Source organism: Rhizorhabdus wittichii, assembly GCF_017607425.1.
Classification (GTDB): Bacteria; Pseudomonadota; Alphaproteobacteria; order Sphingomonadales; family Sphingomonadaceae; genus Rhizorhabdus; species Rhizorhabdus wittichii.
Map to the genome: position 1 here is coordinate 951,160 of NZ_CP059319.1, position 24,590 is coordinate 975,749.

At 63.5% G+C, this 24,590-nt stretch carries 31 protein-coding genes, 1 tRNA gene and 1 pseudogene; 19 read left to right on the forward strand and 14 right to left on the reverse strand.

All coding sequences use genetic code 11. From position 1 onward, the window contains the following. The first annotated feature begins 24 nt into the window (after nt 1-24). From HRJ34_RS04610 to HRJ34_RS04635, 6 genes are all read left to right on the forward strand, one after another. Entirely contained in the window at nt 25-1,065 is a 1,041-nt protein-coding gene (locus HRJ34_RS04610; protein WP_011951340.1) for a rod shape-determining protein, read from the forward strand. A 16-nt stretch (nt 1,066-1,081) separates the two neighbouring features. Next, nucleotides 1,082-1,957, forward strand: a complete 876-nt coding sequence (mreC, locus tag HRJ34_RS04615) for a rod shape-determining protein MreC (protein ID WP_011951341.1) — start codon at nt 1,082-1,084, stop codon at nt 1,955-1,957. Continuing rightward, the gene (gene mreD / locus HRJ34_RS04620) at nt 1,954-2,466 is read left to right on the forward strand and encodes a rod shape-determining protein MreD (RefSeq protein WP_011951342.1); all 513 of its coding nucleotides are present in this window, start codon (nt 1,954-1,956) and stop codon (nt 2,464-2,466) included. The genes mreC and mreD overlap by 4 nt, the downstream gene beginning before the upstream one ends. Beyond that, a complete protein-coding gene (mrdA, locus tag HRJ34_RS04625) occupies nt 2,463-4,451 on the forward strand; it encodes a penicillin-binding protein 2 (RefSeq protein WP_016744413.1) in 1,989 nt (662 codons plus the stop codon). The genes mreD and mrdA overlap by 4 nt, the downstream gene beginning before the upstream one ends. Next, nucleotides 4,448-5,548 (forward strand): rod shape-determining protein RodA, encoded by a 1,101-nt coding sequence (gene rodA, locus HRJ34_RS04630; protein WP_011951344.1) that lies wholly within the window; start codon nt 4,448-4,450, stop codon nt 5,546-5,548. The genes mrdA and rodA overlap by 4 nt, the downstream gene beginning before the upstream one ends. A 125-nt stretch (nt 5,549-5,673) precedes the next feature. Then, a tRNA-Lys gene (locus HRJ34_RS04635) sits at nt 5,674-5,749 on the forward strand. Between the two features lie 330 nt (nt 5,750-6,079). On the opposite strand, the gene HRJ34_RS04640 is transcribed toward HRJ34_RS04635, so the two are convergent. Further along, nucleotides 6,080-6,295 carry a helix-turn-helix transcriptional regulator gene (locus tag HRJ34_RS04640; RefSeq protein WP_086485633.1) on the reverse strand — a complete coding sequence of 72 codons (216 nt, stop codon included), beginning with the start codon at nt 6,293-6,295 and terminating at the stop codon, nt 6,080-6,082. A gap of 431 nt (nt 6,296-6,726) precedes the next feature. On the opposite strand from HRJ34_RS04640, the gene HRJ34_RS04645 reads away from it, so the two are divergent. The 7 genes and pseudogenes from HRJ34_RS04645 to HRJ34_RS04675 all read left to right on the forward strand — a co-directional run bounded on the left by HRJ34_RS04645 (nt 6,727) and on the right by HRJ34_RS04675 (nt 12,233). Next, complete coding sequence (locus HRJ34_RS04645; RefSeq protein ID WP_086485632.1) at nt 6,727-7,002, forward strand: metal/formaldehyde-sensitive transcriptional repressor; 276 nt, start codon at nt 6,727-6,729, stop codon at nt 7,000-7,002. Next, nucleotides 6,999-7,382, forward strand: a pseudogene (locus HRJ34_RS04650) (cation diffusion facilitator family transporter); the annotation flags it as partial. The gene HRJ34_RS04645 and the pseudogene HRJ34_RS04650, both read left to right, overlap by 4 nt. A gap of 88 nt (nt 7,383-7,470) precedes the next feature. After that, nucleotides 7,471-8,840, forward strand: a protein-coding gene (locus HRJ34_RS04655; protein WP_150289884.1) for an IS3 family transposase whose coding sequence is annotated in 2 segments (ribosomal slippage) — nt 7,471-7,825 and nt 7,825-8,840 — 1,371 coding nt in all. Because the reading frame shifts where the segments join, the coding sequence is not laid out codon by codon here. Nucleotides 8,841-8,975: 135 nt separating this feature from the next. Continuing rightward, the gene (locus tag HRJ34_RS04660; RefSeq protein WP_052648628.1) at nt 8,976-9,887 is read left to right on the forward strand and encodes an MlaE family ABC transporter permease; all 912 of its coding nucleotides are present in this window, start codon (nt 8,976-8,978) and stop codon (nt 9,885-9,887) included. Nucleotides 9,888-9,895: 8 nt separating this feature from the next. Beyond that, nucleotides 9,896-10,672, forward strand: a complete 777-nt coding sequence (locus HRJ34_RS04665) for an ABC transporter ATP-binding protein (RefSeq protein WP_226949045.1) — start codon at nt 9,896-9,898, stop codon at nt 10,670-10,672. Further along, the gene (locus tag HRJ34_RS04670) at nt 10,672-11,607 is read left to right on the forward strand and encodes an MlaD family protein (RefSeq protein ID WP_037444199.1); all 936 of its coding nucleotides are present in this window, start codon (nt 10,672-10,674) and stop codon (nt 11,605-11,607) included. Before HRJ34_RS04665 ends, HRJ34_RS04670 begins: the two co-directional genes overlap by 1 nt. A gap of 32 nt (nt 11,608-11,639) precedes the next feature. Continuing rightward, the gene (locus tag HRJ34_RS04675) at nt 11,640-12,233 is read left to right on the forward strand and encodes an ABC-type transport auxiliary lipoprotein family protein (RefSeq protein ID WP_020820686.1); all 594 of its coding nucleotides are present in this window, start codon (nt 11,640-11,642) and stop codon (nt 12,231-12,233) included. Here the strand turns inward: HRJ34_RS04675 and HRJ34_RS04680 are convergent. Beyond that, a complete protein-coding gene (locus HRJ34_RS04680) occupies nt 12,230-12,799 on the reverse strand; it encodes a TetR/AcrR family transcriptional regulator (RefSeq protein ID WP_048575773.1) in 570 nt (189 codons plus the stop codon). The two genes, HRJ34_RS04675 and HRJ34_RS04680, sit on opposite strands and share 4 nt — an antisense overlap. A gap of 61 nt (nt 12,800-12,860) precedes the next feature. On the opposite strand from HRJ34_RS04680, the gene HRJ34_RS04685 reads away from it, so the two are divergent. Then, nucleotides 12,861-13,784: an alpha/beta hydrolase family protein gene (locus tag HRJ34_RS04685; RefSeq protein ID WP_048575774.1), complete on the forward strand. Its 924-nt coding sequence runs from the start codon at nt 12,861-12,863 to the stop codon at nt 13,782-13,784. Next, nucleotides 13,768-14,451, forward strand: coding sequence for a glutathione S-transferase family protein (locus HRJ34_RS04690; protein ID WP_208633473.1), 684 nt, complete (start codon nt 13,768-13,770; stop codon nt 14,449-14,451). Before HRJ34_RS04685 ends, HRJ34_RS04690 begins: the two co-directional genes overlap by 17 nt. A 20-nt stretch (nt 14,452-14,471) precedes the next feature. Here the strand turns inward: HRJ34_RS04690 and HRJ34_RS04695 are convergent, their stop codons facing one another. Then, the gene (locus HRJ34_RS04695) at nt 14,472-15,362 is read right to left on the reverse strand and encodes a LysR family transcriptional regulator (protein ID WP_048575776.1); all 891 of its coding nucleotides are present in this window, start codon (nt 15,360-15,362) and stop codon (nt 14,472-14,474) included. A 97-nt stretch (nt 15,363-15,459) separates the two neighbouring features. Between HRJ34_RS04695 and HRJ34_RS04700 the strand changes: the two genes are divergently transcribed. The 3 genes from HRJ34_RS04700 (at nt 15,460) to yegS (ending at nt 18,756) form a co-directional block, all read left to right on the forward strand. Continuing rightward, on the forward strand, nt 15,460-16,209 hold the full coding sequence (locus HRJ34_RS04700; RefSeq protein WP_066516474.1) for a sulfite exporter TauE/SafE family protein: 750 nt from the start codon (nt 15,460-15,462) through the stop codon (nt 16,207-16,209). A 332-nt stretch (nt 16,210-16,541) separates the two neighbouring features. Further along, nucleotides 16,542-17,837, forward strand: a complete 1,296-nt coding sequence (locus tag HRJ34_RS04705) for an NAD(P)/FAD-dependent oxidoreductase (RefSeq protein ID WP_066703033.1) — start codon at nt 16,542-16,544, stop codon at nt 17,835-17,837. A 34-nt stretch (nt 17,838-17,871) separates the two neighbouring features. Further along, nucleotides 17,872-18,756 (forward strand): lipid kinase YegS, encoded by an 885-nt coding sequence (yegS, locus tag HRJ34_RS04710; protein ID WP_208633474.1) that lies wholly within the window; start codon nt 17,872-17,874, stop codon nt 18,754-18,756. Here the strand turns inward: yegS and HRJ34_RS04715 are convergent. After that, nucleotides 18,753-20,122, reverse strand: a protein-coding gene (locus HRJ34_RS04715; RefSeq protein ID WP_150289884.1) for an IS3 family transposase whose coding sequence is annotated in 2 segments (ribosomal slippage) — nt 18,753-19,768 and nt 19,768-20,122 — 1,371 coding nt in all. Because the reading frame shifts where the segments join, the coding sequence is not laid out codon by codon here. The genes yegS and HRJ34_RS04715 overlap by 4 nt on opposite strands. A 92-nt stretch (nt 20,123-20,214) precedes the next feature. On the opposite strand from HRJ34_RS04715, the gene HRJ34_RS29430 reads away from it, so the two are divergent. After that, nucleotides 20,215-20,343 carry a hypothetical protein gene (locus HRJ34_RS29430; protein WP_264319420.1) on the forward strand — a complete coding sequence of 43 codons (129 nt, stop codon included), beginning with the start codon at nt 20,215-20,217 and terminating at the stop codon, nt 20,341-20,343. Nucleotides 20,344-20,369: 26 nt separating this feature from the next. Here HRJ34_RS29430 and HRJ34_RS04720 read toward each other — a convergent pair whose 3' ends face one another. The 10 genes from HRJ34_RS04720 to HRJ34_RS04765 form a co-directional block, all read right to left on the reverse strand. After that, nucleotides 20,370-20,792 carry a putative toxin-antitoxin system toxin component, PIN family gene (locus tag HRJ34_RS04720; RefSeq protein WP_021688160.1) on the reverse strand — a complete coding sequence of 141 codons (423 nt, stop codon included), beginning with the start codon at nt 20,790-20,792 and terminating at the stop codon, nt 20,370-20,372. Continuing rightward, nucleotides 20,782-21,033 (reverse strand): type II toxin-antitoxin system prevent-host-death family antitoxin, encoded by a 252-nt coding sequence (locus HRJ34_RS04725; RefSeq protein WP_030090526.1) that lies wholly within the window; start codon nt 21,031-21,033, stop codon nt 20,782-20,784. Before HRJ34_RS04725 ends, HRJ34_RS04720 begins: the two co-directional genes overlap by 11 nt. A 117-nt stretch (nt 21,034-21,150) precedes the next feature. Further along, nucleotides 21,151-21,588 (reverse strand): hypothetical protein, encoded by a 438-nt coding sequence (locus HRJ34_RS04730; protein ID WP_174391286.1) that lies wholly within the window; start codon nt 21,586-21,588, stop codon nt 21,151-21,153. A 285-nt stretch (nt 21,589-21,873) separates the two neighbouring features. Then, a complete protein-coding gene (locus tag HRJ34_RS04735; protein WP_021688163.1) occupies nt 21,874-22,275 on the reverse strand; it encodes a hypothetical protein in 402 nt (133 codons plus the stop codon). 78 nt (nt 22,276-22,353) lie between these two features. After that, the gene (locus tag HRJ34_RS04740) at nt 22,354-22,869 is read right to left on the reverse strand and encodes a hypothetical protein (RefSeq protein WP_021688164.1); all 516 of its coding nucleotides are present in this window, start codon (nt 22,867-22,869) and stop codon (nt 22,354-22,356) included. Nucleotides 22,870-22,944: 75 nt separating this feature from the next. Beyond that, complete coding sequence (locus tag HRJ34_RS04745; RefSeq protein WP_021688165.1) at nt 22,945-23,493, reverse strand: hypothetical protein; 549 nt, start codon at nt 23,491-23,493, stop codon at nt 22,945-22,947. Further along, nucleotides 23,490-23,684 (reverse strand): hypothetical protein, encoded by a 195-nt coding sequence (locus HRJ34_RS04750; protein ID WP_021688166.1) that lies wholly within the window; start codon nt 23,682-23,684, stop codon nt 23,490-23,492. Before HRJ34_RS04750 ends, HRJ34_RS04745 begins: the two co-directional genes overlap by 4 nt. A gap of 28 nt (nt 23,685-23,712) precedes the next feature. Continuing rightward, nucleotides 23,713-23,994: a hypothetical protein gene (locus HRJ34_RS04755; RefSeq protein ID WP_226949046.1), complete on the reverse strand. Its 282-nt coding sequence runs from the start codon at nt 23,992-23,994 to the stop codon at nt 23,713-23,715. Next, nucleotides 23,966-24,166 carry a hypothetical protein gene (locus HRJ34_RS04760; RefSeq protein ID WP_021688168.1) on the reverse strand — a complete coding sequence of 67 codons (201 nt, stop codon included), beginning with the start codon at nt 24,164-24,166 and terminating at the stop codon, nt 23,966-23,968. The genes HRJ34_RS04755 and HRJ34_RS04760 overlap by 29 nt, the downstream gene beginning before the upstream one ends. Then, nucleotides 24,163-24,585 (reverse strand): hypothetical protein, encoded by a 423-nt coding sequence (locus HRJ34_RS04765; protein ID WP_021688169.1) that lies wholly within the window; start codon nt 24,583-24,585, stop codon nt 24,163-24,165. The genes HRJ34_RS04760 and HRJ34_RS04765 overlap by 4 nt, the downstream gene beginning before the upstream one ends. Nucleotides 24,586-24,590: the final 5 nt, after the last annotated feature.

Below are 24,590 nucleotides of genomic sequence, written 5' to 3' on the forward strand. Positions count from 1 at the left end.
CGGGGCTAGAGAACGGACCAGAGCATGTTCCTGCAGCGTTACTTCAAGTTCATGTCGCACGATATGGCGATCGATCTCGGCACCGCGAACACCGTCGTCTACGTGCGCGGGCGCGGGATCGTGCTCAACGAGCCGTCGGTCGTGGCGATCGAGACGACCAACGGGGTGAAGCGGGTGCGCGCCGTCGGCGACGACGCGAAGCTGATGATGGGCAAGACGCCGGGCTCGATTGACGCGATCCGCCCGCTGCGCGACGGCGTGATCGCCGACATCGACGTGGCCGAGCAGATGATCAAGCACTTCATCCAGAAGGTGCATGGCCGCCGCAACTTCATGCGCTGGCCGGAAATCGTGATCTGCGTGCCGTCGGGGTCGACCTCGGTCGAGCGCCGCGCGATCCGCGACGCCGCCTCCAACGCGGGCGCCAGCCAGGTGTGGCTGATCGAGGAGCCGATGGCGGCCGCGATCGGCGCGGGGATGCCGGTGACCGAGCCGATCGGGTCGATGGTCGTGGACATCGGCGGCGGCACCACCGAGGTCGCCGTGCTCTCGCTGCGCGGCCTCGCCTACACCACCTCGGTCCGCGTCGGCGGCGACAAGATGGACGAGGCGATCAGTTCCTATGTCCGCCGCAACCACAACCTGCTGATCGGCGAAGCCACCGCCGAGCGGATCAAGCAGGAGGTCGGCGTCGCCAAGATGCCGGCCGATGGCAAGGGCGAGACGATCCACATCAAGGGCCGCGACCTCGTCAACGGCGTGCCGAAGGAGATCACGATCACCCAGGCGCAGATCGCCGAGGCGCTGACCGAGCCGGTCTCGGCGATCGTCGAGGGCGTCCGCATCGCGCTGGAGAACACCGCGCCGGAGCTGGCCGCCGACATCGTAGACCAGGGCATCGTCCTGACCGGCGGCGGCGCGCTGCTGCAGGGCATCGACGAGGTGTTGCGCGAGGCGACCGGCCTGCCGGTCTCGATCGCCGACGACCCGCTGACCTGCGTCGCCCTGGGCACCGGACGCGCGCTGGAGGACTCGGTCTTCCGCGGCGTGCTCCAGACGGCCTGAACCGCGCCGCTGGCCGATGGCGGCGCCCCGGCACAGGCGTCGAGGATTCTCCCGCCGGGTCCAATATGGCCTGTTCGCGGGCTATGTCGTCGCGATCGTCGGAATCCTGATCGGCGCCGCGCTGCTGCTCGTGGCGCGGCTCGATCCGCGCGCCTTCGGGACGCTGCGCGGGGTCGTCGTCGACGCCGGGGCGATCTTCACCGGCGCGGGCCGGGTCGGGGTCGACGCCGCGCATGACCTCGGCGACGGCATCGCCGCCTATCTCGACGCCGCGAACCAGAATCGCGCGCTCAAGGAGGAACTGGCCCGCGAACGGCGCCGGGTGATCGCCGCCCGCGCGGTCGCGCTCGAAAATGCCCGGCTCAAGAAGCTCGTCCGGCTGACCGAGCACCTCCCTGCCCCGATCCTGTCGGCGCGGCTGATCGGATCGACCCCGACCGGCCAGCGCCGCTTCGCGACGCTCGCGGCGGGCACCGCCGAAGGGGTGCGGCCCGGGATGACGGTGCGCTCGCCCGAGGGGTTGGTCGGCCGCGTCTATGAAAGCGGCCTGTTCGCCTCGCGCGTGCTGCTTCTGACCGACGGCGAGACCACCGTCCCGATCAAGATCGTCCGCAGCGGCCAGGCCGCGCTCGCCACCGGCCAGGGCGACGGGACAATGGAGGTCCGCGCGCTGATCGCCGGCGGCCGGCCGTTCCGGCGCGGCGACCTCGCCGTCACCTCGGGCACCGGCGGCGTCTATTCGCCCAATATGCCGGTGGCCGTCGTCACCGCGGTCAACGGCGACCGCGCCACCGCCCGGCCGCTCGCCGATCCGGGGCGCGCCGATTTCGCCGCTGTCTACCCGATCTTCCAGGCGCCGGTGGCCGATCCGCCGGCCCAGCCCAAGCCATGATCGCGCCCCGGGACAATCCCTTCCTGGAGCGTACCCCGCTCCGCGTGACGATCGTTCCCATCCTGTCGACGCTGGCGGGGTCGGCGATGGCGCTGCTGCCGATCGTCGCGACCGAACCGATCGTCCCGCCCTTCGGGCTGATGATGCTGCTCGCCTGGCGGCTGCTGCGGCCCGAGATCTGGCCGGTCTGGGCGGCGCTGCCGCTCGGACTGGCGGACGACCTGTTGAGCGGTCATTATCTCGGCACCGCGATGATCCTGTGGACCATCGCCTTCCTGGCGCTCGAATGGGTCGACCAGGCGCTGCGCTGGCGCGACAGCTGGATCGAATGGGGTGTCGCCTCGGTGGGCATCGTCGCGATCGGGATCGGATCATGGGCGCTGTCGCAACCGGGCGGCAGCCATAGCCCGGTGCTGACCATCCTTCCCCAGACGATCGGCGCGATCCTGCTGTTCCCCGCCATCCTGCGGATCACCGCCGCGCTCGACAACTGGCGGCTCAAGCGATGAAGCGCAACCGCATCATCACCGAGCAGACCCAGGCCTTCACCTTCACCCGCCGGGCCTTCGTCCTCGGCGCCGCGCAGGCGGGGGTCGGCGTCGTCCTGGCGGGCCGTATGGCGTGGCTGTCGATCGCGCAGAACGAGCGCTACACCTCGCTGTCGGAAAGCAACCGGGTCCAGCTCACCCTCGTCCCGCCACGGCGGGGCTGGATCATCGACCGCGCCGGCAAGCCGATCGCGATCAACCGCACCACCTTCCGCGTCGACATCATCCCCAACCAGCTCAAGGACGTCGACGCGGTGCTCGGCCGGCTGAGCCAGCTTCTCGCTCTGACCGCCGACGATCTCGACCGGATCCGCTCCGACCTCGCCGAGGCGCACGGCTTCCGCCCGGTGCCGGTGGTCGAGAATATCGATTACGAGCATTTCGCCGCGGTCAGCGTCCATCAGCCGTCGCTGCCCGGCGTCGCCCCGTCGAGCGGCTATGGCCGCTATTATCCGGCCGGGCCGGCGGTCGCGCATCTGGTCGGCTATGTCGGCCCCGCCTCGGCCGCCGACTATGAGAAGACCCGCGACCCGCTGCTGATCGCGCCTGGTTTCAAGATCGGCAAGGAAGGTCTTGAGAAAACGATGGAAAAATGGCTCCGCGGCAAGCCGGGAGCCAAGCGGAGCGAGGTCACCGCCCATGGCAAGGTGGTGCGCGAGCTGACCACCCGGCCCGAAGTGGTCGGCAACGCCCTCCAGCTCACCATCGACGCCGGGCTGCAACGCTACGCCGCCGCGCGCCTGGGCCCCGAGAGCGCCTCGGCGGTGGTGATCGACACGAAGACGGGCGGCATCCTCGCCATGGCGTCGATGCCGGCCTATGATCCCAACAGCTTCTCGGACGGCATCAGCCATGCCGAATGGGACTTCCTGTCGGGCGACGACCATCTGCCCTTGACCAACAAGGTGATGCAGGGGCTCTACCCGCCGGGGTCGACCGTCAAGCCGATGGTCGCGCTGGCGCTGCTCGAAGCCGGGGTCGATCCCAGCCAGACGGTGGTCTGCACGGGCCGCTACCGGCTCGGCAACAGCTATTTCCACTGCTGGCGGCATGGCGGCCATGGCAGCGTCGACATGCACCGGGCGATCGCCGCCAGCTGCGACATCTATTTCTACACCATGGCGCGGCTCGTCGGGATCGACCGGATCGCCGCGACCGCGCGGATGCTGGGCATGGGGCAGGAATTCGATCTGCCGATGCCGTCGCAGCGCTACGGAACGGTGCCCGACATCGCCTGGAAGGCGCGCCGCTACAAGGGGGCCCGCTGGGCCACGGCCGACACGCTCAACGCGACGATCGGCCAGGGCTATATGCTCAGCAACCCGCTCCAGCTCGCGATGATGGCGGCGCGGATCGCGAGCGGCACCGCGCTCGCGCCGCGGCTGATCGTCAACAAGCGCTATCCGCCGCAGGGCGGCCCGCTCGACATCGCGCCCGAGCATCTCGACATCGTCCGCCAGGCGATGAGCGGGGTGATCAACGGCCCCTATGGGACCGGACGATCGGGCCAGCTCAACATCGGCGACCTGCTGATGGCGGGCAAGACCGGCACGGCGCAGGTCCGCCGCATCACCATGGCGATGCGCCGGGCCGGCCTCACCGGCACCGAGGGCATGCCGTGGAAATATCGCGACCACGGCCTGTTCGTCGGCTTCGCGCCGGTCCAGGACCCGCGCTACGCGGTGTCGGTGGTGATCGAGCACGGCCTGCACGGCGCGGCCGGCGCGCCGATCGCGCGCGACCTGATCACCTGGCTCTACGACCGCAAGCGCGCCGAGGACCGGCTCGCCACGCTCGAACAGGGCTGGGGCGGCACGATCGAGCAGCGCATGGCGCGCAAGGCAGCGATCTGGGCGCATCGCAACGATCCCAAGCCGGCCGCCGCGCCGCCGTCGGCCGAGGCATCGCCGCCCCCGCCACCCACCGGGGAGGCCGATCCCGAATGAACCGCGATTCGATCGTTCCCACCCCGCTGCGCCACGTCCCCTGGCGCCTGCTCGCGCTCGTCGTCGCGATCGGCGGCTTCGGGCTGGTCGTGCTCTATTCGGCGGCGGGCGGCAACATCCGCCCCTGGGCGATGTCGCAGGGCACCCGCTTCGCGATGTTCATCGGGCTCGCCATCCTGATCTCCTGGGCGGGCGAGGAAAGACTCAAGCGGGCGGCGATGCCGACCTACGGGATCCTCGTCTTCCTGCTGCTGCTGGTCGAGCTGTTCGGTTTCGTCGGCGGCGGCAGCCGGCGCTGGCTCGACCTCGGCTTCATCCGCCTGCAGCCGTCCGAGCTGATGAAGCCGGTGATCGTGCTCGCGGTCGCGCGCTTCTACGACATGCTGCCGGCGGGCGAGATCCGCCGGTTCAGCGCGATATGGCCTCCCGCCCTGCTGATCGGCGTGCCGGCCGCGCTGGTCCTGGTCCAGCCCGACCTCGGCACCGCGCTGATGATCTGCGGCGGCGGCGTCACCGTCGCCTTCCTCGCCGGGGTGCCGCTGCGCCTGTTCGGCGGCGCGGCGCTGGCGCTGGCGGCGGCCTTCCCGATCGCGCTGTCCTTCATGCACGACTATCAGCGCGACCGGATCGAGATATTCCTCAATCCCGAAAGCGATCCGCTCGGCACCGGCTATCACATCATCCAGTCGAAGATCGCGATCGGGTCGGGCGGGCTGTTCGGCAAGGGCTTCCTCGCCGGCACCCAGAGCCATCTCGACTATCTGCCCGAACGGCATACCGACTTCGTCTTCGCTACCATGGCCGAGGAATGGGGCCTGGTCGGCGGGGTCGCACTGATCCTCGCCTTCCTGCTGGTGATCCGCTGGGGCATGCGCGTCGCCGGCCGCGCCAAGGGCCGCTTCGCGCGGCTGACGGCGGCGGGGCTGGCGACGACGATCTTCTTCTACGTCGCGATCAACCTGGCGATGGTGATGGGCCTGGCGCCGGTCGTCGGCATCCCCCTGCCCCTCGTCTCGTTCGGCGGATCGGCGATGATGACGGTGCTGATCTGCATCGGCATGCTGATGGCGATCGACCGTTCGGCCCAGCGCCCCTGATGGCCGCCGATCTTTTTTTGGCGACGGCGAAATTTTTTCCCTCAAAGCGGTTTACATTTCGCGCGAGCCGATGCTAAGGGCGCGCCTCCACGACGGGAGCTACCATCTCCCATCCGCCGGAAAGTGGACGCATAGCTCAGTTGGTAGAGCAGCTGACTCTTAATCAGCGGGTCCTTGGTTCGAGCCCAAGTGCGTCCACCACTACTTTCTTAATAATTTCAGTGACTTGTCACAGTAACCTAAGGTCGATTTTCGATCAAGATTCCGCTGGTGTGCAGCAAACTGTGCAGCAGATTTCACGTGATGCGAGGCTCCCAGAGGTTCGGGAATGTTCCTGCCAGTGACGCCTTGTTCGCGTGCGCCGACCTCAAAATCTGCCGTGCAAGACCTGACTTGAGGCATCTAGCCCTGGCTTGTGAACGAGCCTTATGCTGCTCACGGAAAGCCGATTCGCAAGCGACGTTCGGGGAAGGCTTTGCCTGCGCACCGTTCGGAACTAGCGGACGTTCGGTCTGCTATCGTGAAAATTGACTATGGGTTTCCTGGCCGCGATGCCAGAGCCTCATCCCGGGCGGCCTTTCGCTGATCCAACCAGTCATCGATCTCGGAAGCTATCCAGCGGTTCGTGCCTACGCCCAGTTTGATCGGTGCGGGAAAGCGCCCCTGCTTGATCAAGCGTGCCACATGCTGGCGGGTGAAAGGAATATCCTTCGCCTTTAGATCGGAGAATGCCAGCAGATTACGCATTGCAACGTCCGATCGGGTCGCCTGCCGACTTCAGTGTTGTGGTTGAGGGATTGGGGTCTTCGACAGTTGTCTGTCCGCTGCTTCCGCTTCCTTCCCTCTCCCTTCCCTTCCGGCCGATTTGGAACGGTTGGACCGCCATCCGGCCATTACGCGAACGCGTTCGCCGAAGCTGATCGTATGAGTCCGCATGGGAATAGCGCATGGATTGCTACCCTGTGGGCAACGCAGGCAGGCCATGACGCGCAGCCAATCTAGCATTTCCGGAGCGGCTTCCAAAGGACGAAGATCGCGCTTTCAGGCAAGCAAATGCCGCATATTGCGTTCTCGCTTATCATTCCCGCGGCGGGATCTCGTCGCTTAGCTCCGGTGTATGCCACCGCCCGCCCGGAACAGTTGTCAGCCTGTCCCTAAATAATATAGGGGGGTATAGTATGGCACACACATCTCGAAACGACTCCGATCTCATGGCGCGGGTCAAACGCATCGCAGGACAGGTCGCAGCGGTCGAACGCGGCCTCACTGACAAGGCGCCCTGCGCCGATATTCTCCAACTCGTCGCGGCGGTGCGCGGCGCTGTGAACGGGTTGATGGACGAGATCATCGTCGAGCATCTCAATGAGCATGTCGCACGGCCCGGCCTTGACGATACCGAGCGCGCGGCCGGCGCCGCGGAGCTGACAACCGTGATCCGGCGCTATTCCAAATGACTCGCGATACGGACGTCTTGCGAAGCGCCGAGACCCTCGCGCACTATCACAACTTCCTGGGCGCGAGCCATGACGAGAATGCGCGGCGCACCCGCATCGTCGTCGTGCTGACCTTCGCGATGATGATCGGCGAGATCGCCGCCGGCTATCTGACCGGATCGATGGCGCTGCTCGCGGACGGCTTCCACATGGCGACCCATGCGGGCGCGCTCGGCGTCGCGGCCTTCGCCTATGGCTATGCCCGGCGCCATGCGCGCGATCCGCGCTTCACTTTCGGCACCGGCAAGGTCGGCGAGTTGGCCGGCTTTGCCAGCGCCCTCGTGCTGGCGATCATCGCGCTCGGTATCGGCATCGAGTCGGTCCGGCGACTCTTCGCGCCCGCCTGTCCGCCGTCAGCGCCAATGGCACAGATTTGAGGTTGTGATGTAAGGAGGATTTGGGCTTCGTCGTAGTGACGAAGGAACGAAGATGAAGCCCAAATCCTCAAGCGTAAAATCGGCCCGCAAACCCAAGGCGTCGGCCGAACAGGTGGTGAAGGATATCCGGCGCGCGACACGCCGGCATTTCTCGGCGGAGGACAAGATCCGCGTGGTTCTGGAGGGCTTGCGCGGCGATGACAGCATCGCGGAGCTGTGCCGCAAGGAGGGCATTGCCCAGGGCTTGTATTATACTTGGTCAAAGGAGTTCATGGAGGCCGGGAAGCGTCGGCTGGCGGGCGACACCGCCCGTGCCGCGACGAGCGGCGAGGTACAGGATCTGCGCCGTGAGGCGCGTGCCCTGAAGGAGGCCGTCGCCGACCTCACGCTCGAAAACCGGCTGCTGAAAAAAAGCATGATCGCGGATGGGGGAGACCCCGAATGAGGTATCCGGGATCCGAGAAGCTGGAGATCATCCGCATCGTCGAGCAGTCGCACCTGCCGGCGAAGCGGACCCTCGACCAGTTGGGCGTCGCGCGGCGGACCTTCTACCGATGGTATGATCGCTATCTCGAAGGCGGCCCCGAGGCGCTGGAGGATCGTCCTTCCGCGCCGAGCCGGGTCTGGAACCGCCTCCCCGGCGCCATTCAGGACCAGATCGTCGAGATGGCACTGGAGCAGTCCGATCTGTCGCCCCGCGAACTGGCGGTGCGCTTCACCGATGAGAAGGACTATTTCGTCTCGGAATCAACGGTCTACCGCCTGCTCAAGGCGCATGACCTGATCACCAGCCCGGCCTTCGTCGTGGTCAAGGCGGCCGACGAGTTCCATCGCAAGACCAGCCGCCCGAACGAGATGTGGCAGACCGATTTCACCTACTTCAAGATCATCGGCTGGGGATGGATGTACCTCTCCACCGTGCTCGACGATTTCTCGCGCTACATCATCGCCTGGAAGCTGTGCACCACGATGCGGGCCGAGGACGTGACCGACACGCTGCAACTCGCGCTCGAAGCCTCAGGCTGCGACCACGCCACCGTCAGGCACAAACCAAAGCTGCTCAGCGACAACGGACCGAGCTACATCGCCGGCGAACTCGCCGACTGGATCAAAGCCCATGACATGAGCCATGTTCGCGGCGCTCCGCTACATCCCCAGACCCAGGGCAAGATCGAGCGCTGGCACCAGACCCTGAAAAACCGCATCCTGCTGGAGCACTACTTCCTGCCTGGCGATCTCGAACGGCAGGTCGAGGCCTTCGTCGAGCATTATAACCATCGCCGCTATCACGAGAGCCTCGACAACGTGACACCGGCCGACGCCTATTTCGGCAGGGCCGCCGCCATTATCGAACGGAGGAAACGCATCAAGCGAAAGACCATCGAACAGCGACGCTTGCTTCACCGCAAGCTCGCCGCCTAAACATCAACCCCAGACGAGGCCCGATCTCCTCTTCTCTGCGCAACCATCTGCGCCAAATGTCCCGACGACGGACAGATCGACGTCTCCGCCCTCGGGAGGATCGACACGACCGGCGCCTTGCTGCTCCTTAAACTGATGCCCACCGACGGCGAGATCCTGTTCGGCACACGTGACGATGTGCGACGTCTGGCCAACCTCGTTGCGCCGGGCATGACGCCTCACGAGGATAGCCCGCCCCCCCGTGGCTACCTGACCGGGTTCTTCGCGCGCTTCGGCCAGCAGATCATTGAAATCGCTCACGACGCCTATGCGATGCTGGTTTTCACCGGTCAGATGATCCTTGCTCTTGGAGGCACATTGTTACGCCCCAGGCGATTGCGGGTCACACCGCTATTCGCTGTCATGCAAGAATCAGGCATCAATGCCTTGCCGATCGTTTTCATCATGACGTTTTTCATCGGTGCGATCATCGCACTGGTCGGCACCAATCTCCTCACCAGCCTCGGAGTGGAGATTTTTACCGTCGAACTTGTGGGCGTCGCTATCCTCAGGGAGTTTGGCGTCGTCATCGCCGCTATTCTTCTGGCGGGCCGCTCGGCCTCTGCCTTCGCGGCACAAATCGGCTCCATGCGGATGAACCAGGAAGTGGCCGCCATGCAGGTCATGGGTGTCGACCGGTTCGATGCCCTCGTCACGCCCCGTATCCTCGCCGCGCTCGTCATGATTCCGCTCATGACGTTCGTGGGCGACCTGGGCGGACTCCTGGGAGGGCTTCTCGTAAGCTGGGCCACCATCGACATCAGCCCCTCCTTCTTCGTCACCCGTCTCGCGGAAACCGTCAGTATCAAGCATTTCTGGATCGGCATGGGCAAGGCCCCGTTCCTCGCCCTGCTGATCGCTGCCGCGGGGTGCCGCCATGGAATGATGGTGGGAGGAGACGTCCAGAGTCTGGGCCGTCATGTGACGTCCGCAGTGGTCCAGTCTGTTTTCCTCATTATCATGTTCGATGCCATCTTTGCGGTGATCTTCATGGTGCTCGGCCTGTGAGCGGGTCCGTGAACAACGGTCTGGCCGATCCGCTCGCGATCCGGGTGACCGGTCTGCGCACCGCATTTGGTGACAAGGTCATTCACGACAATCTTGATCTCGAAGTCAGGCGTGGTGAAATACTGGGCGTGGTCGGCGGCTCTGGATCGGGCAAGTCGGTCCTTCTGAACACTATTCTTGGCCTTCAGCAGCCCGACGCCGGACACGTGGAAGTTTTCGGTGAGGATATGGGCCGGTCGCAGGGCGATGTTCAACGGCGCATCGGCGTCATGTTCCAGCAGGGCGCGCTCTTTTCCTTCCTGACCGTGCTTCAGAATGTCGAGGCTCCGATGCTGGAGCATACCCGCCTCGCGCCGGGGTTCATGCGCGAAGCGGCGCGCCTCAAGATCAGGCTTGCCGGCCTTCCCGCCCATGCCGCCGATCTTCGTCCGGCCGAACTGTCGGGCGGCATGCGCAAGCGCGCTGGCGTTGCAAGGGCGATCGCACTTGATCCCGACATATTGTTTCTCGATGAACCCACCGCAGGTCTCGACCCGATCGGCGCCGCAGAATTCGACGCGCTCATCCGCGATCTGCGCGATACGCTGGGCCTCACGGTCTTCATGATTACCCACGATCTCGACACGCTGTACGCGGTCTGTGATCGGGTCGCCGTCATCGCCGATCGAAAAATCGTGACCACGGCCCCGCTTCACGAGCTGGAGCAATCGGATCATCCCTGGATCAGGGATTATTTCCTTGGGCCGCGCGGCCGCGCTGCGGCAGAACAGCAGGATAGCATTTGATGGAACGGCAGGCCAATTACGCGCTGGTAGGCGCCATCTCGACACTGCTGCTGATTGCCGGCGTGGTGTTTGTCGTATGGCTGGGCGGATCGCGTTTCAGCAATGAATATGACCGATACAGGATCATCTTCGAGGGCCCTGTTCGCGGCCTCAGCGTGGGCGGGGATGTCCAGTTCAACGGTATCAAGATGGGTCAGATCGAACGGATCAGGCTCGACGAAGACAATCCCAACCGGGTAATCACCGACATATCCCTGCAGGCACGCACGCCGGTTCGCCGCGATTCTCTGGCATCCACCGAAACGCAAGGCATTTCCGGCACGAGTATCGTCCAGATCAGCGCGGGCGATCCGCAACAGCCTCTCCTGCGCGAGGCCGAGCGCTCCCACCGGCCTGTTATTCGAAGCAAGCCGAACGCCATGTCGTCGCTGATTCAGGGCGGCGGCCAGATGGTCGAAAGCGCGACCAGGGCGCTCAACCAGGTCAACAAGCTCATCTCGGACGAGAACATCGCCGATCTGAGCGCGACGATAAAGGATGTACGTCTCACCATGGGCGAGCTCGCCGAGAATCGCGCCATGTTCGATCATGCCGGGTCCATGCTGGCAAAACTCGATTCCGCTGCCACCGATATCGAAGCGTCAGCGGCGCTCATTCGGGAAATGGGCGAGGGAGACGGACGCCGGACACTCGCGGAGATGTCGGAGGCGGCGACCGAGCTCAAGGCCGCAATCGGCGAAGCGCGCGGCACCCTCGCCCATATCAACCGGCAAAGCGAGACAATCGGAACGACCACCCTCCCCGCCGTCAATGCCGCGATGCATAGCCTGCAGGAGACATCCGAATCGCTCGATGGGTTCTTGCGCGAAATACGCCAGAATCCGCGCCGTGCGCTCACCAAGGACAGTGGACAGGAACTGGAGCTACCCCGATGATGTGTTTTACGCGTGGAGCCAGGATCGCGATCATGACCGCTGTCCTGCCGCTGGCCGGTTGTGTCTCCGTTCTGAAAAGCGGACCGCCCGATAACCTCTATCGCTTCGGCATCGTCGAAGACCCGGCGCATGAGGCCCCCATAATAGAGCGGGATAAAAAGCCTGTAACGCTGGGGCGCGTCCGGTTCGCTCCCGAGATCGACGGTGACCGCATATTGACGGCTCATGGCGACACCGTCCTCTATATCAAGGATGCGCGCTGGGTTGCGCCAGCACCGGACCTGTTCACCCAGGCGGTGATGCGCCGTTTCGAACAGGCGACCTCTTCTGTTCGCCTCCTGCCCGCTGCCGCCCGGGGCAACGGCGCCCCGCTCCTGCACCTGACGATAGATCGTTTCGAAGCGGATTATCGCGGAAACGCCCAAAAATCCGACGCTCCGACGATAAGAGTGAGCGGCTCAGCCACCCTTGTCGATTCCGCCAGTCTTCAACCGATCGCAAGCCGCCGCTTCACGGTCGATGAGCGCGCATCCGCCAGCAGCCAGTCAGCCATCACTTCCGCGTTCGATCGGGCCGTATCGCACTATACGCTCCAGATCCTGGAATGGTGTGAGGTTGTGCACTAACCTCGGACCAACTGCGCCGCTGCCTCACCAGCACTCTCCATATAACTCGGGTCTCGATGAAGCAGCACGACGGCAAATGCCCCGTCGAGCAGAAGGATGATCTGGCGCGCAAGACGCCGGGCCTCGTCTGGTGGGCGCACATCTGCAAACAGCGAGCACAGCCAGTCCTCTACGCGCTTCTTGTGCGTGCGTCCTGCAAGGATCGCAGGGTGCCCCGGCAGGTGGATCAGCTCAACCGATGTCCGCAGGAACCCACAGCCCTTCCATTTCGGATGCCGTGCGGAAGCCGCAAGATTGCAAAAGATGCCTTGCACCTTGTCGGCCGTGCTGCCCACCGTTTCAGTGAACCAGCGCTGGAACAGCGCAAGGTTCGGCTGGTCTCGCGTTTCCAGATACGCCGCGATCAGATCGTCCTTGCTACGGAAATGGTAATAGAGCGTCCGCTTGGTCAGGCCCGCCTTCTCAGCGACGGCATCGACGCTGACGGCGCGGATTCCCTCGGCGTGAAAGAGCTTGCCGGCCGCCTCGATAATTCGATCGCGTGTGGGCACATCGGTTCTGGTCATACCGCAATGTATACCGACCAGTGAATATACTCAAGCGATCGCTCCGCATATCATATCCGTCATGAGCAGCTTGACTTCGCACTCCACGACTATTGACGGGCAAACGGTTGAACTTTCCTGCCCTGACGGGGTGCGTCTCGGCGGCCATCTCTGGCGCGCGAACAAGGCCCATCCCATCGGAACGGTGATCGTGAATCCGGCCACCGGCGTCCTCGCCCGCTATTACCATAGTTATGCCCGGTTCCTTTCCCGGCACGGGTTCGACGTGCTCACTTACGACTATCGTGGCATCGGCTTGTCGCGACCCGAGCGTCTGAGAGGCTGTGGCTATCGCTGGCGCGACTGGGGCGAGCGGGATTTCGAGGGCGCTATCAGATTTATCGGACAGCACGGCCGAAGCGACCAGCTGCTTGTGGTGGGCCACAGTATAGGCGGCTTTCTGCCGGGACTTGCTGACAGCGCCGGGCGCATAGCGCGCATCCTGACTGTCGGGGCGCAATATGCCTGGTGGGGCGACTATGCCGCCCGTCGCCGACTCCCTCTCTTCCTCAAATGGCATGTGGCGATGCCTGCGCTGACATACGCTTTCGGCTATTTCCCTGGTCGCAGGCTGAACTGGCTTGAAGACCTGCCGGCTGGCGTAGCGCATGAATGGAGCTTTCGCGGGTCACGGTTCGAGCGTAGCTACCCGCCCGACGAGCGGCAAAGTGTGCTGGAGCGCATGGCGACCGTGTCCGCCCAGGTGCTGGCTGTCAGCGTTTGCGATGACGAGCTTGGCACACCGGCCGCGATCCGCCGAACGCTTGAATATTACACCGGCGCCGAGCGGACGTCGGTGCTGCTTCAGCCATCGGATTACGGTCGCGAAGAGATTGGGCATTTCGGCCTGTTCCACGACAGCCATGCCGCTGGATTCTGGCTCGATACCCTGATGTGGCTGCGCGACGGCCGCAATCGCTGGCCTGACCATGCCATTGCCCGCTGAACTGGAGGGTCAAATGCATCGTCTCTACTATTCGCCCGGAGCCTGTTCGCTCGCCGTCCGCATCGTTCTGGAAGAAATCGGCCAGCCCTATGAGACAGAGATCCGCTCCGCCAAAAATGGCGAGGGGACGTCGACGGCGGACTATCTGGCGCTCAACCCCAGGGGCCGGGTGCCGGCGCTCACTGGCGTTTCCGGTGGCTCCGGCGGCGCGCCCGACCTGCTGACCGAATCCGTCGCCATCCTGCTGTTTCTGGCTGGCAGCTATCCCGAGGCGAAACTCGTGCCTGCCGATGCTGCCGCCGAGGCGCGATGCCTGGAATGGCTGAGCTGGATCTCCGTCGATCTCCACGGCGTTGGCTACAGCCAACTCTGGCGTCCGCACCGCTTCGTGCCCGACCCCACGCTGCATGAGGCGGTCAAGGGCAAGGGGTTGGAGAACATCCGCGCCGCCTATGACCATATCGACCGCATCCTGTCCGATGGCCGCGACTGGGCCGTCCCTGCCCGCTATACTGTCGTCGACGCCTATCTTAGCGTGTTCTGGCTCTGGGGCCGTCGCATCGGCCTCGACATGGAGGCGGGTTGGCCCAATTGGGCGCGGCTGATGACCAAGGTGCTGGCGCGCCCCGCCGTTCGGCGGGCGATCAGCCTGGAAGCTATGGGCTGACATGGAGCGCTTCACGCCGCTCAGCAGGCGCTGCTCGAAGTCAAATGATCGAGCAGGCTAAGCGCGGCGGGAGTCAATGCCGTCTCATCTCGGACACAGACCGACAGTTGTCGCGTTGCCCAATCGTCTGTAAGCGGCGCGAAAGCCATCCGCGTCGAGCGCTTCGCGCGCCGTGCCGCCGTTTCCGGCACGATCCCGATGCCGACACCTTCGCCCGCCATACGGCAGATGCCGTCGAAACCGCGAAGCGTCAGACGCAGCTTGATCTTCGCTCCCAGCCGTGCCGCCTGCATCTCGATATGCTTTTGCAGGGCACCGTCCATCAATCCAACGAAATGGCAGTCCAGCAGATCGGCAAAGCGAACCTGTCGCTTTCCTGCCAGATCGTGATCGGCCGGGAACACCATGACAAGCCGGTCAATGGCAAAGGGGCGCAAAGTCAGCCCCTCCGTGCCAGCAGCATTCGACAGGATGCCGATCTCGGCAAAGCCGGCAGCAATGCTCCGCGCTATTTCAGTGCTCTGCCGCTCCTTCAGTTCGACATCGACCTGAGGATGGGCCGTCAACCAGGGCGCAAGCCTTTCGGGCAGGAACTCGGAGATAGCCGCTGTATTGGCGAGGATGCGCACCTCTGTGCGCAGTCCTTTCGCGTAACGTCCCAGCTCGCCACGCATCTGGGCCACCTGGTGCAGGATCGCACGGGCATGATGGGCTAGCGCCTCACCGGCCTCCGTCGGAACCACGCCGCGACGGCCACGATGGAGCAACAGCACTTCGCCCGCCGCCTCCATATCCCGCAGCCGTTCGCTGGCGGCCGGCAGCGACATCCCCGCTTCGATCGCACCGTGGGTAATGCTGCCGGCATCAACGACAGCGAGAAACAGGCGAAGGTCGGTCAGATCGAAGCGCATGCGGCAAGAATAGCCGCTTGTCTGGCTTCGGCATAGCCGAAGCCAGACATCAACTCATCCGCATTGTCCACGGCGTCCAGGCGGATATTCAGGGGGCATGTTTGATCTTCCGACAGTAATGCTCGCCGCCGTCTTCGCGACCTTTTTGGCCGCTGGCCTCGTCAAAGGTGTCACCGGAATGGGCCTTCCGACCGTGGCGATGGGCATGCTCGGTGCGCTTATCTCTCCACTGGTGGCCGCAAGCCTGCTGATCGTGCCGTCCTTCGCCACCAATGTCTGGCAACTCTTCGCGGGGCCGAGCTTTGGAGCGCTGCTGCGGAGGCTCTGGCCGATGATGCTGGCCGTTGTTGTCGGAACGCTGCTCGGATCGAGATGGATCGCCAGCGGCGATACGGGAGTGACGACGCTGCTGCTCGGCATCGCGCTCATCATCTATTCCACCTACACGCTGTTCGCTCGGCAGTTCAGTGTCGCGGGACAGGTCGAGACATGGCTGTCGCCGCTTGTCGGTGGGATCACCGGTATCATCACGGGCGGAACCGGCGTCTTCGTCATACCGGCCGTGCCCTATCTTCAGGCGCTCGGGCTGTCGAAGGACGATCTGGTCCAGGCGCTCGGCTTGTCATTCACTGTGTCGACGATTGCTTTGGCGATTGGACTTGGAGCGCGCGGCGCGTTCCAAAGCGATTATCTCGCGCTGTCGGCGCTTGCTGTGATCCCGTCGTTAGCAGGCATGTGGGCGGGGCAGCACGTTCGCAACCGGATCAGCCCGGTCGCCTTCCGCCGTGGATTCCTGATCTGTCTGCTGCTGCTCGGATGCGAGATGGCATCGCGGACGCTGCTGTAATCAGCTTCAATTTCTCGGGCATTCGATTTCCCATGTCCTGATCCGATCTATCTTTCCGGCCTCCGCTTCGCTCTGGCCGGGCGGGTTGCTTGCGGGCGCTGCCCTCTGGCACGGCACAACGGCGGACGGGCGGTGTGCCCAGCCTTCCGCGCGGAGATGTGCTCTCGCACCTTCGTCACCACTTAGATCCGCGTGAGCAGGCCGGGTGATCGATGATGACACAATAGTCGGGAGCGGACGCCTTATCGGCAGGGTCGGTTGCAAATCGCAGCAATGGACGTGATTACAGAAGCGAAGATGGAGGCCCGTCGGAATGGCTATGAGAATTTAGGATGCGACCGAAGATTTTGGTCGTGGGCGCCGGCTTTGGCGGAATGGCGGCTGTGAAAGCGCTAAAGCACGCGGATGCGGATGTACTCCTCGTCGATCGTACCAATCACCATCTTTTTCAGCCATTGCTTTATCAGGTCGCGACAGCGGCCCTGTCGCCGGCTGATATCGCCACGGCGAGCCGGGTGCTCCTGAGGCGAAACCGCAATGCGAGCGTCCTGATGGCCGATGTGACTGGCGTCGAACCGACCGCGCAGGTCGTGAAACTCGCAGACGGCAGAACGCTCCGCTACGATTATCTGGTCCTTGCCACTGGCGCGGCGTACAGTTTTTTCGGCCGTGACGAGTGGGCGGACCACGCAAAGGTCCTGAAATCGATCGATGACGCCTTGTCGATCCGGGACCGATTGCTGTTCGCGTTCGAACGCGCCGAGCAATGCGACGATCCTGCGGAGGTGACGAGGCTCCTGACATTCGTAGTCGTCGGGGGCGGTCCGACCGGTGTCGAACTGGCCGGCACCATTGCTGAACTGGCACGGACCACTCTCGCCCGTGATTTCCGGCATATCGATCCCCAATCGGCCCGCATCGTCCTGTGCGAGGCTGGCCAGCATGTCCTGGGCGCATTTCCCGGCGATCTGCCAGACTATGCGTCGGGCGCGCTTCGCTCGCTCGGCGTCGAGGTCCGTCTGGGCGAGGCGGTCACGCTCGTGGATGCGGACGGGATCGTTCTGGGCGATGAGCGGATCGACGCCGCTGTCGTGTTATGGTGCGCGGGCACGCAAGCGCGGCCCGCCGCGATCTGGCTTGGTGCCGCGGCTGCGCGCAATGGCGCCGTCAAGGTGACGGAGAATTGCTCCGTGCCCGGGCATGCCAACATCTTCGCGATCGGCGACGTCGCCAGCTTCGATCCGGGCACGGCCAAACCGCTGCCCGGCCTGGCCCCCGTGGCGAAGCAACAGGGAAAATATGTCGGAAGACTGATTGCCGACCGGATCGCGGGCCGCGAAAAGGCGGTGCCGTTTCGCTATCGCGATCTTGGTACGATGGCGGTCATCGGCAGATCCCGCGCGATCGCCGATTTCGGTCGTTTCCAACTCAAGGGCTTTCTTGCCTGGCTTGGCTGGTCGATGGTCCATCTGATGTTGCTGGTCGATTTCAGAAGCAGGCTGATGGTCTACGTCAATTGGTCGTGGGCCTGGTTCACATATGGCCGCGGCGCGCGCCTGCTGACAGGGCGTGGTGACACCGGCATAGCTAGGAAAGAACGATCCCGATCCGAGAACGAGAAAACATGATATCAGTGCTGCCACGGCCGTCAGAGCGAGCGAAATGATCCGGGCCAGGCTTATTCTTCATGGCAAGGCGGCACAGGAGGAGCGTGTCCGCGCGGCCGTTCAGGCGGCAAGGAACGACGGCCACATGGTCGATGTACGGGTCACTTGGGAAGCGGGCGATGCCCGTCGTTTCACCAGGGACGCTGTCCGCCAGGCCCGGCAGGGCGAGGTGGATCGCATCATCGCCGGTGGAGGCGACGGCACGGTCAATGAGGTCTTTGCGACCGCTTATAAAACGGGATCTTTTGGCGATTGCTCATTTGGCGTGCTGCCGCTCGGCACCGCCAATGATTTTGCACGATCGACGGGAATCCCGGTCGACGATCTGACCGCGGCTTTGCGATTGAGCCTCTGCACGACGGCGCGCCAGATCGACATCGGCATGCTGAATGAAACGCCTTTCGTCAATCTCGTGTCCGGCGGCTTTGGCTCGCGGGTCACTGCGGAAACCGATCCTGCCTTGAAGAGCCGCCTGGGTGGCCTGGCCTATCTTCTTACGGGCATGGGACGGCTCAGGGAGTTCACGGGGTGTAAGGGGCGCTTCCGGACTCCCGATTTCAGTTGGGAAGGTTCGTTTATCGCAATGGCAATCGGCAATGGTCGCCAGGCAGGAGGCGGCATCCAGCTCTGCCCTGGCGCCCTGCTGAACGATGGAGAACTGGATCTGATGATCCTGCCAGAACTCAGCCGCGATGCGGGGCTCAATGTACTTGCCAGCCTTCTGCACGAAGGGCTCGATAGGATCAATGATCTCAAGATTGCCACTCGCAGTCCCTGGATCGAATTCGAGTCCGATCATGATTGTCCGTCGTCGGGACATTTGGCGCAGATGGTTGCGCAGAGAAGAGGAGATCGGGCCTCGTCTGGGGTTGATGTTTAGGCGGCGAGCTTGCGGTGAAGCAAGCGTCGCTGTTCGATGGTCTTTCGCTTGATGCGTTTCCTCCGTTCGATAATGGCGGCGGCCCTGCCGAAATAGGCGTCGGCCGGTGTCACGTTGTCGAGGCTCTCGTGATAGCGGCGATGGTTATAATGCTCGACGAAGGCCTCGACCTGCCGTTCGAGATCGCCAGGCAGGAAGTAGTGCTCCAGCAGGATGCGGTTTTTCAGGGTCTGGTGCCAGCGCTCGATCTTGCCCTGGGTCTGGGGATGTAGCGGAGCGCCGCGAACATGGCTCATGTCATGGGCTTTGATCCAGTCGGCGAGTTCGCCGGCGATGTAGCTCGGTCCGTTGTCGCTGAGCAGCTTTGGTTTGTGCCTGACGGTGGCGTGGTCGCAGCCTGAGGCTTCGAGCGCGAGTTGCAGCGTGTCGGTCACGTCCTCGGCCCGCATCGTGGTGCACAGCTTCCAGGCGATGATGTAGCGCGAGAAATCGTCGAGCACGGTGGAGAGGTACATCCATCCCCAGCCGATGATCTTGAAGTAGGTGAAATCGGTCTGCCACATCTCGTTCGGGCGGCTGGTCTTGCGATGGAACTCGTCGGCCGCCTTGACCACGACGAAGGCCGGGCTGGTGATCAGGTCATGCGCCTTGAGCAGGCGGTAGACCGTTGATTCCGAGACGAAATAGTCCTTCTCATCGGTGAAGCGCACCGCCAGTTCGCGGGGCGACAGATCGGACTGCTCCAGTGCCATCTCGACGATCTGGTCCTGAATGGCGCCGGGGAGGCGGTTCCAGACCCGGCTCGGCGCGGAAGGACGATCCTCCAGCGCCTCGGGGCCGCCTTCGAGATAGCGATCATACCATCGGTAGAAGGTCCGCCGCGCGACGCCCAACTGGTCGAGGGTCCGCTTCGCCGGCAGGTGCGACTGCTCGACGATGCGGATGATCTCCAGCTTCTCGGATCCCGGATACCTCATTCGGGGTCTCCCCCATCCGCGATCATGCTTTTTTTCAGCAGCCGGTTTTCGAGCGTGAGGTCGGCGACGGCCTCCTTCAGGGCACGCGCCTCACGGCGCAGATCCTGTACCTCGCCGCTCGTCGCGGCACGGGCGGTGTCGCCCGCCAGCCGACGCTTCCCGGCCTCCATGAACTCCTTTGACCAAGTATAATACAAGCCCTGGGCAATGCCCTCCTTGCGGCACAGCTCCGCGATGCTGTCATCGCCGCGCAAGCCCTCCAGAACCACGCGGATCTTGTCCTCCGCCGAGAAATGCCGGCGTGTCGCGCGCCGGATATCCTTCACCACCTGTTCGGCCGACGCCTTGGGTTTGCGGGCCGATTTTACGCTTGAGGATTTGGGCTTCATCTTCGTTCCTTCGTCACTACGACGAAGCCCAAATCCTCCTTACATCACAACCTCAAATCTGTGCCATTGGCGCTGACGGCGGACAGCCAGGTTTGAAAAAAGCCATCGAGCTGATGGAGGCGGCCCTCGAATGCCTGACCGGCCCCAAGGATCAGGTGGTGGCGATGCGATTGTCGCACGCGCTTGATCTCGCACGAGAGCGGCTGCTCGAAGGAGCCTGACCGCCGCCAGCGCCTTGTCGGCAGAGCTATGCGGAAATCCGCTTCAGCATGTCCGCCGGCGTCAGGATCGTAATCGCCGGCAATCCCTGAACGTCCAGCAAATCCTTGTGGCCACTCACCAGCCAGCGAGCCGAGCCGGCCATGGCGGCGCGGATGAACATATCATCATCGGGATCTCGGCTGCTGACCGGAAGAGCATCGTCATTCAGCTCCACCCAGTCGGCGATTGCGCTGAAATCGTGTAGAATCTGATTTCGACGCTCGATGGTCAGATATCTGTCGAATTTCGGACGCCAAAGACGGGAACGGAATTCTTCGAAAGTGGCCTCGGCGAAGATCAGCCGGGCATGGGCGATCACCCAGAGCGTCACCCTTGCGGGGGTCGAATCCGCTGAAAGCGCGGCGCTGATGAGGACATTCGTATCGAGAACGAACCTGTCACCCTTCATCGGACAGCAGACGCTCCAGTTCGCTATCGGTAAGGCCCTTCTGCGCGGCCTCGTTGGCGGTTTCGCGTAGCGTGCTGGCGAGCCTGTCCGCGTAGAACGCCCGCATGGCTGCATAGTCTTCCGGGGAAACCATCACACCCACAACCCGATTGCGGCGGGTCACGCGCACCGGCTCGCGCTGTACACGGTCGATCAGTTCGCCGAAGCGGGTCTTGGCTTCATTGGCGGTGATGGTCTGCATGGCTGCCTCCATTCGACCGAATTGGTCGAATCGTTCGATTCACTATCTAAGAAGGAGAAGCCTGTCTTTCAAGCGGTCTGTGCGCCAGCGCTTGCGCGCGCGCCGTGGATGCAGGCGCTACCAGCGGGCCGAAAAATCGGGATCCAGTTGATAGGCGCCGTCCTTACCGGCCACGGCAACAGGCCATTCGCGCAAAGCTTTGCGGTAGATGACCCACCGGATATTGCCCTTGAACAGCAGGCGGGTTGCGTTCGCGAAGTATCGCAATTTCCACATCGCACGTCCCTTTCGACGTTCGAAATAGCTGTGGCTGACGCCTTCGGCGATGCTGTCGATCCAGAAGGAACCATGATTGTAATCGTCGTCTTCGCTATCGACCAGTGCGGCGAGCGCGAGTGATCCCGTCCGCCCGAGCTGCCCAAGGCGCTGAATTGCCGCATGGAGCACGGGTGCAAGCTGCTCCGGTGTTGCGATGTCGATATCAGAAGTGGTCGTGATCACACGGATGGTCACGACGATTCCGACAGCCTTCGAGGATTCTTCGCTGGTGGACATGGCGATGTTCTCCATTTTGGATCACTATCGCCCCCTCCCTCCACTCCTGACCGCGAGACGGCATCTCATCATCGCCGATCAGTCACTTGGGCCGATGGATTGGCGCATCATTGCAAGCGGATCACCAACGCGCGGGCGTCGGCGTCGCAGGCCCCCGCCCCAAGCCAGACCGAACTGCCATCGCGGCTTCCGGCATAGAGTCCGAATAGGCGCATGGCGGGGTTCCCGAAGACATGGTTGCTGTGCGCGATCGCACTCATCGTATCGAATGGGCCCGAGGACAGTCTACAGATCCGACCGGCGCCAGACATCCCTGGCGCTGTCGGCGTGGACGGCAACGAGGCCCTGTCCATCCAGTTCGGCCTGGACACAGCAGACAAGATCGCCGGTCTCGCCGATGCCGGGCCGTTCATAGATATAGAGGTCGAAGAGCGCCCGGGCGTTTACAAGCATATGGCGCTCGCGGATGCGCGACCAGGGGAATGTCTGATTGAGATCGGTGTCCGCCCAATCCGGGTCCTGGCTGATTGCGAGGATGTTGAGGGCGGCATCGCCCGTCACGAGGCTGACGCGCTCGGCAATCTCGATCGCAAAGCGGGCAGCCGAACTGTCACGGCGAGCAATGCGTTCGGCGATCTCTCGTAGTCGCCGGATATCTCCGGCGGACAATCGGATGGTTTCGGTCATTGGCGTTATTCCTGTCAGGGTAGTTCAAGAGTGAGGCGGTTTATGGCGAAGCCCCGCGCCCCTTATGCCGCGGCAATGTCAACCGAGACGGCCGGACGCCAGGAACGCCGTCCGTTCCGCATCGCTGGCGAGGGTGACGAACCGGTCTTCAGGGCGAAGATAGACGACGACATACCGCCCGCGCTCGCACAGGCGCCGAATGTTGGCGCGGCTGCCATGGCTTGCTCCGTCCCATATGACGAACCCGGCGCCGGCGAGGCAGGCCATTTCCCGATCTTTCGCACTATGGAACGCGCGTGTGCCCGCAGGAGCATCGGCCCGGATCTGCCGGACCGGCCATATGCCGATATTGTGACGGGGAACGGAACCACCGCAGAAGATCGTGACGTGACGCACGCCGCACTCGGCAAGAAAGTGCTGGATAGCAGCATCCGCGCCGGGGGCATCACCGATCACGACAGGCAGTTCCTGGTCGATGATCACGCCAAGCCGCTTCATCACGCAGGCTGGAAGCTGCCGGATGGAAAGCGATCCGGAAATGAATACAGGCGGCGTAGCCGGTCGATGGTATGTAGCAAAATCGCTGGCGGTCATGGCAAGCTCCCAGGGAAGTTCACCGCCACCCTTCCCCCTTTCTCCATGCGAGCCATTTCGGAACGGCCGATGCCGTCATTCCCGATGTTGCGCGATGATACGTCGGGCGAGTTCGCCGATTTCCCCCCGATCGGCGGTCTGCGTGCAATCGCCCGGATAGACGATGAGATCGTCCGCCGCCGCGCTGCCTTTGCTGATATATATCCGCCAGACATTACGGCGAACTTCTGCCTGCTCACGGGCTTCGGTGAGAGGATTAAACAGGTCCGCCCACTGGCGCCGGTCGGGATCGTCCGCGAGATCGGTCCAGTCTCCCAACATGCCCCACACGTTATATCCATCAATCACGGCATAATGCTCGCGTGCTGCGCGCCGCGCGGCTTCGCGCTTGGGTGCATCGCGTCGTGCCTTGGCCTCTGCCTGTTTCCAACGGACCGACGACAGCCCCTGTTCGAGGCCCTGGATGACGTCCGCCGCCACGGCTTCCCCCCGCCTGGGCAGGATATAGGAGTGGTGTGCGGCCGCGATCTGTTCGGCGCCATATCGCGCGAGCGCTAGCAAGGCCTGCAGTTCGGTCTTGTTGAGAGTGACCCGAAGGCCGCTCGCCAGCGCGTGCGTTTTCATGGGCGGCGTTCCTTGTACCAGGGTTTGAGGCCCGCGAGCGGCAGCTTGTATTCCCGCGCGGTGTGATGGCCGTCCTCGGAAAAGAAGCCCCAGTGGCCGGTCGAGGAATATCGCAGGAACAGGAGCTTCTCGTTCTCCTCGGTCCTGATCCACATGCCAGGCGCAATCGGGTATCGATCGGCAGTGTTCATTGGCGCCTCCTCGATGATGGGAATTCCGTCAGGCGACGTGCAGGACGAGATTCTCGTCCTTCGCCGGACGCGTCTCCGTCACACGGAACGGCTGGATCGAACTGCCGGTGCGGATGACATACTGATTGCGGCCGGTGGCGCTGCGGCGCTGAATCGCGCAGGCATATGCGTGCTCCGCGCTTGCTAAGACCCCACGAAGGGGAGACAGTTGGGCCATGATATCCTCCATGATGTTGCGGTGAGGAAACTTTGTGCCCGGCAGGCGGGCATAGGCAGCGGGATCAGCCTTGTTGCTGTGTGCCTTCCGCATCGTCGGAGGCGACCGGAAGGCCAATACTGTCGATGACGGTGCGCGCCGACTTCTCCCAACCGGCCTCGTCGAGGATATCGGCGGCATCCATCCTGGCGACATCGAGTTCGCTCTGGGTGGAAGCGAGTGCGATCTGCCTGAGCGCGCGAAGCGCCATGTGCATCTCGATCATGCGGCAATCGCTTCCACGGTGATGCGGAACGAGGTGCGATCGTCCAGCACGAGGTAGATCTGCGTCCCCGTCTCCATGTCGCAGCTCGCGATGCTGTCGATATTGGCACTGGTGCCGTGGATTTCCGAAATCACGTGCGGCGGACGGTCATCCTCGCAATCGCCGCCCTCGTCGCACTTTTGGGCATGGGTCTCCAGCAACTCGGAGATCAGGGCAGCAACCGTGCTGGCGCGGGTCGGATTGTCGGTGTCGGTCCTGTCGATCACATCGCGCAGGATCGGTGTCAGCGCGTCATTGATCTGGAAAAGCAGGTCCGACCTTTCCCTATCGCGAAGACCGTCCAGCACGGTGTCGGGAATGAGGTTGGTGACCGCATGGGTCGCGTCATTGACCAGCCCGTCGAAATGATCGTCGTTCATCGGAT

Bases quoted from the DNA above. Each gene is read 5' to 3' on its own strand.
- HRJ34_RS04700 (WP_066516474.1), top strand. From the start codon at position 15,460: ATGTTTGATCTTCCGACAGTAATGCTCGCCGCCGTCTTCGCGACCTTT.
- HRJ34_RS04645 (WP_086485632.1), top strand. From the start codon at position 6,727: ATGGCACACACATCTCGAAACGACTCCGATCTCATGGCGCGGGTCAAA.
- HRJ34_RS04730 (WP_174391286.1), bottom strand. From the start codon at position 21,588: ATGTCCACCAGCGAAGAATCCTCGAAGGCTGTCGGAATCGTCGTGACC.
- HRJ34_RS04735 (WP_021688163.1), bottom strand. From the start codon at position 22,275: ATGACCGAAACCATCCGATTGTCCGCCGGAGATATCCGGCGACTACGA.
- HRJ34_RS04610 (WP_011951340.1), top strand. From the start codon at position 25: ATGTTCCTGCAGCGTTACTTCAAGTTCATGTCGCACGATATGGCGATC.
- mrdA (WP_016744413.1), top strand. From the start codon at position 2,463: ATGAAGCGCAACCGCATCATCACCGAGCAGACCCAGGCCTTCACCTTC.
- HRJ34_RS04680 (WP_048575773.1), bottom strand. From the start codon at position 12,799: ATGACCAGAACCGATGTGCCCACACGCGATCGAATTATCGAGGCGGCC.
- HRJ34_RS04720 (WP_021688160.1), bottom strand. From the start codon at position 20,792: ATGAAGGGTGACAGGTTCGTTCTCGATACGAATGTCCTCATCAGCGCC.
- HRJ34_RS04640 (WP_086485633.1), bottom strand. From the start codon at position 6,295: ATGCGTAATCTGCTGGCATTCTCCGATCTAAAGGCGAAGGATATTCCT.
- mreC (WP_011951341.1), top strand. From the start codon at position 1,082: ATGGCGGCGCCCCGGCACAGGCGTCGAGGATTCTCCCGCCGGGTCCAA.
- rodA (WP_011951344.1), top strand. From the start codon at position 4,448: ATGAACCGCGATTCGATCGTTCCCACCCCGCTGCGCCACGTCCCCTGG.
- HRJ34_RS04685 (WP_048575774.1), top strand. From the start codon at position 12,861: ATGAGCAGCTTGACTTCGCACTCCACGACTATTGACGGGCAAACGGTT.
- HRJ34_RS04705 (WP_066703033.1), top strand. From the start codon at position 16,542: ATGCGACCGAAGATTTTGGTCGTGGGCGCCGGCTTTGGCGGAATGGCG.
- HRJ34_RS04755 (WP_226949046.1), bottom strand. From the start codon at position 23,994: ATGCGGAAGGCACACAGCAACAAGGCTGATCCCGCTGCCTATGCCCGC.
- HRJ34_RS04745 (WP_021688165.1), bottom strand. From the start codon at position 23,493: ATGAAAACGCACGCGCTGGCGAGCGGCCTTCGGGTCACTCTCAACAAG.
- HRJ34_RS04660 (WP_052648628.1), top strand. From the start codon at position 8,976: ATGCCCACCGACGGCGAGATCCTGTTCGGCACACGTGACGATGTGCGA.
- yegS (WP_208633474.1), top strand. From the start codon at position 17,872: ATGATCCGGGCCAGGCTTATTCTTCATGGCAAGGCGGCACAGGAGGAG.
- HRJ34_RS04760 (WP_021688168.1), bottom strand. From the start codon at position 24,166: ATGATCGAGATGCACATGGCGCTTCGCGCGCTCAGGCAGATCGCACTC.
- HRJ34_RS04675 (WP_020820686.1), top strand. From the start codon at position 11,640: ATGACCGCTGTCCTGCCGCTGGCCGGTTGTGTCTCCGTTCTGAAAAGC.
- mreD (WP_011951342.1), top strand. From the start codon at position 1,954: ATGATCGCGCCCCGGGACAATCCCTTCCTGGAGCGTACCCCGCTCCGC.
- HRJ34_RS04670 (WP_037444199.1), top strand. From the start codon at position 10,672: ATGGAACGGCAGGCCAATTACGCGCTGGTAGGCGCCATCTCGACACTG.
- HRJ34_RS04695 (WP_048575776.1), bottom strand. From the start codon at position 15,362: ATGCGCTTCGATCTGACCGACCTTCGCCTGTTTCTCGCTGTCGTTGAT.
- HRJ34_RS04740 (WP_021688164.1), bottom strand. From the start codon at position 22,869: ATGACCGCCAGCGATTTTGCTACATACCATCGACCGGCTACGCCGCCT.
- HRJ34_RS04725 (WP_030090526.1), bottom strand. From the start codon at position 21,033: ATGCAGACCATCACCGCCAATGAAGCCAAGACCCGCTTCGGCGAACTG.
- HRJ34_RS04690 (WP_208633473.1), top strand. From the start codon at position 13,768: ATGCCATTGCCCGCTGAACTGGAGGGTCAAATGCATCGTCTCTACTAT.
- HRJ34_RS04750 (WP_021688166.1), bottom strand. From the start codon at position 23,684: ATGAACACTGCCGATCGATACCCGATTGCGCCTGGCATGTGGATCAGG.
- HRJ34_RS04765 (WP_021688169.1), bottom strand. From the start codon at position 24,585: ATGAACGACGATCATTTCGACGGGCTGGTCAATGACGCGACCCATGCG.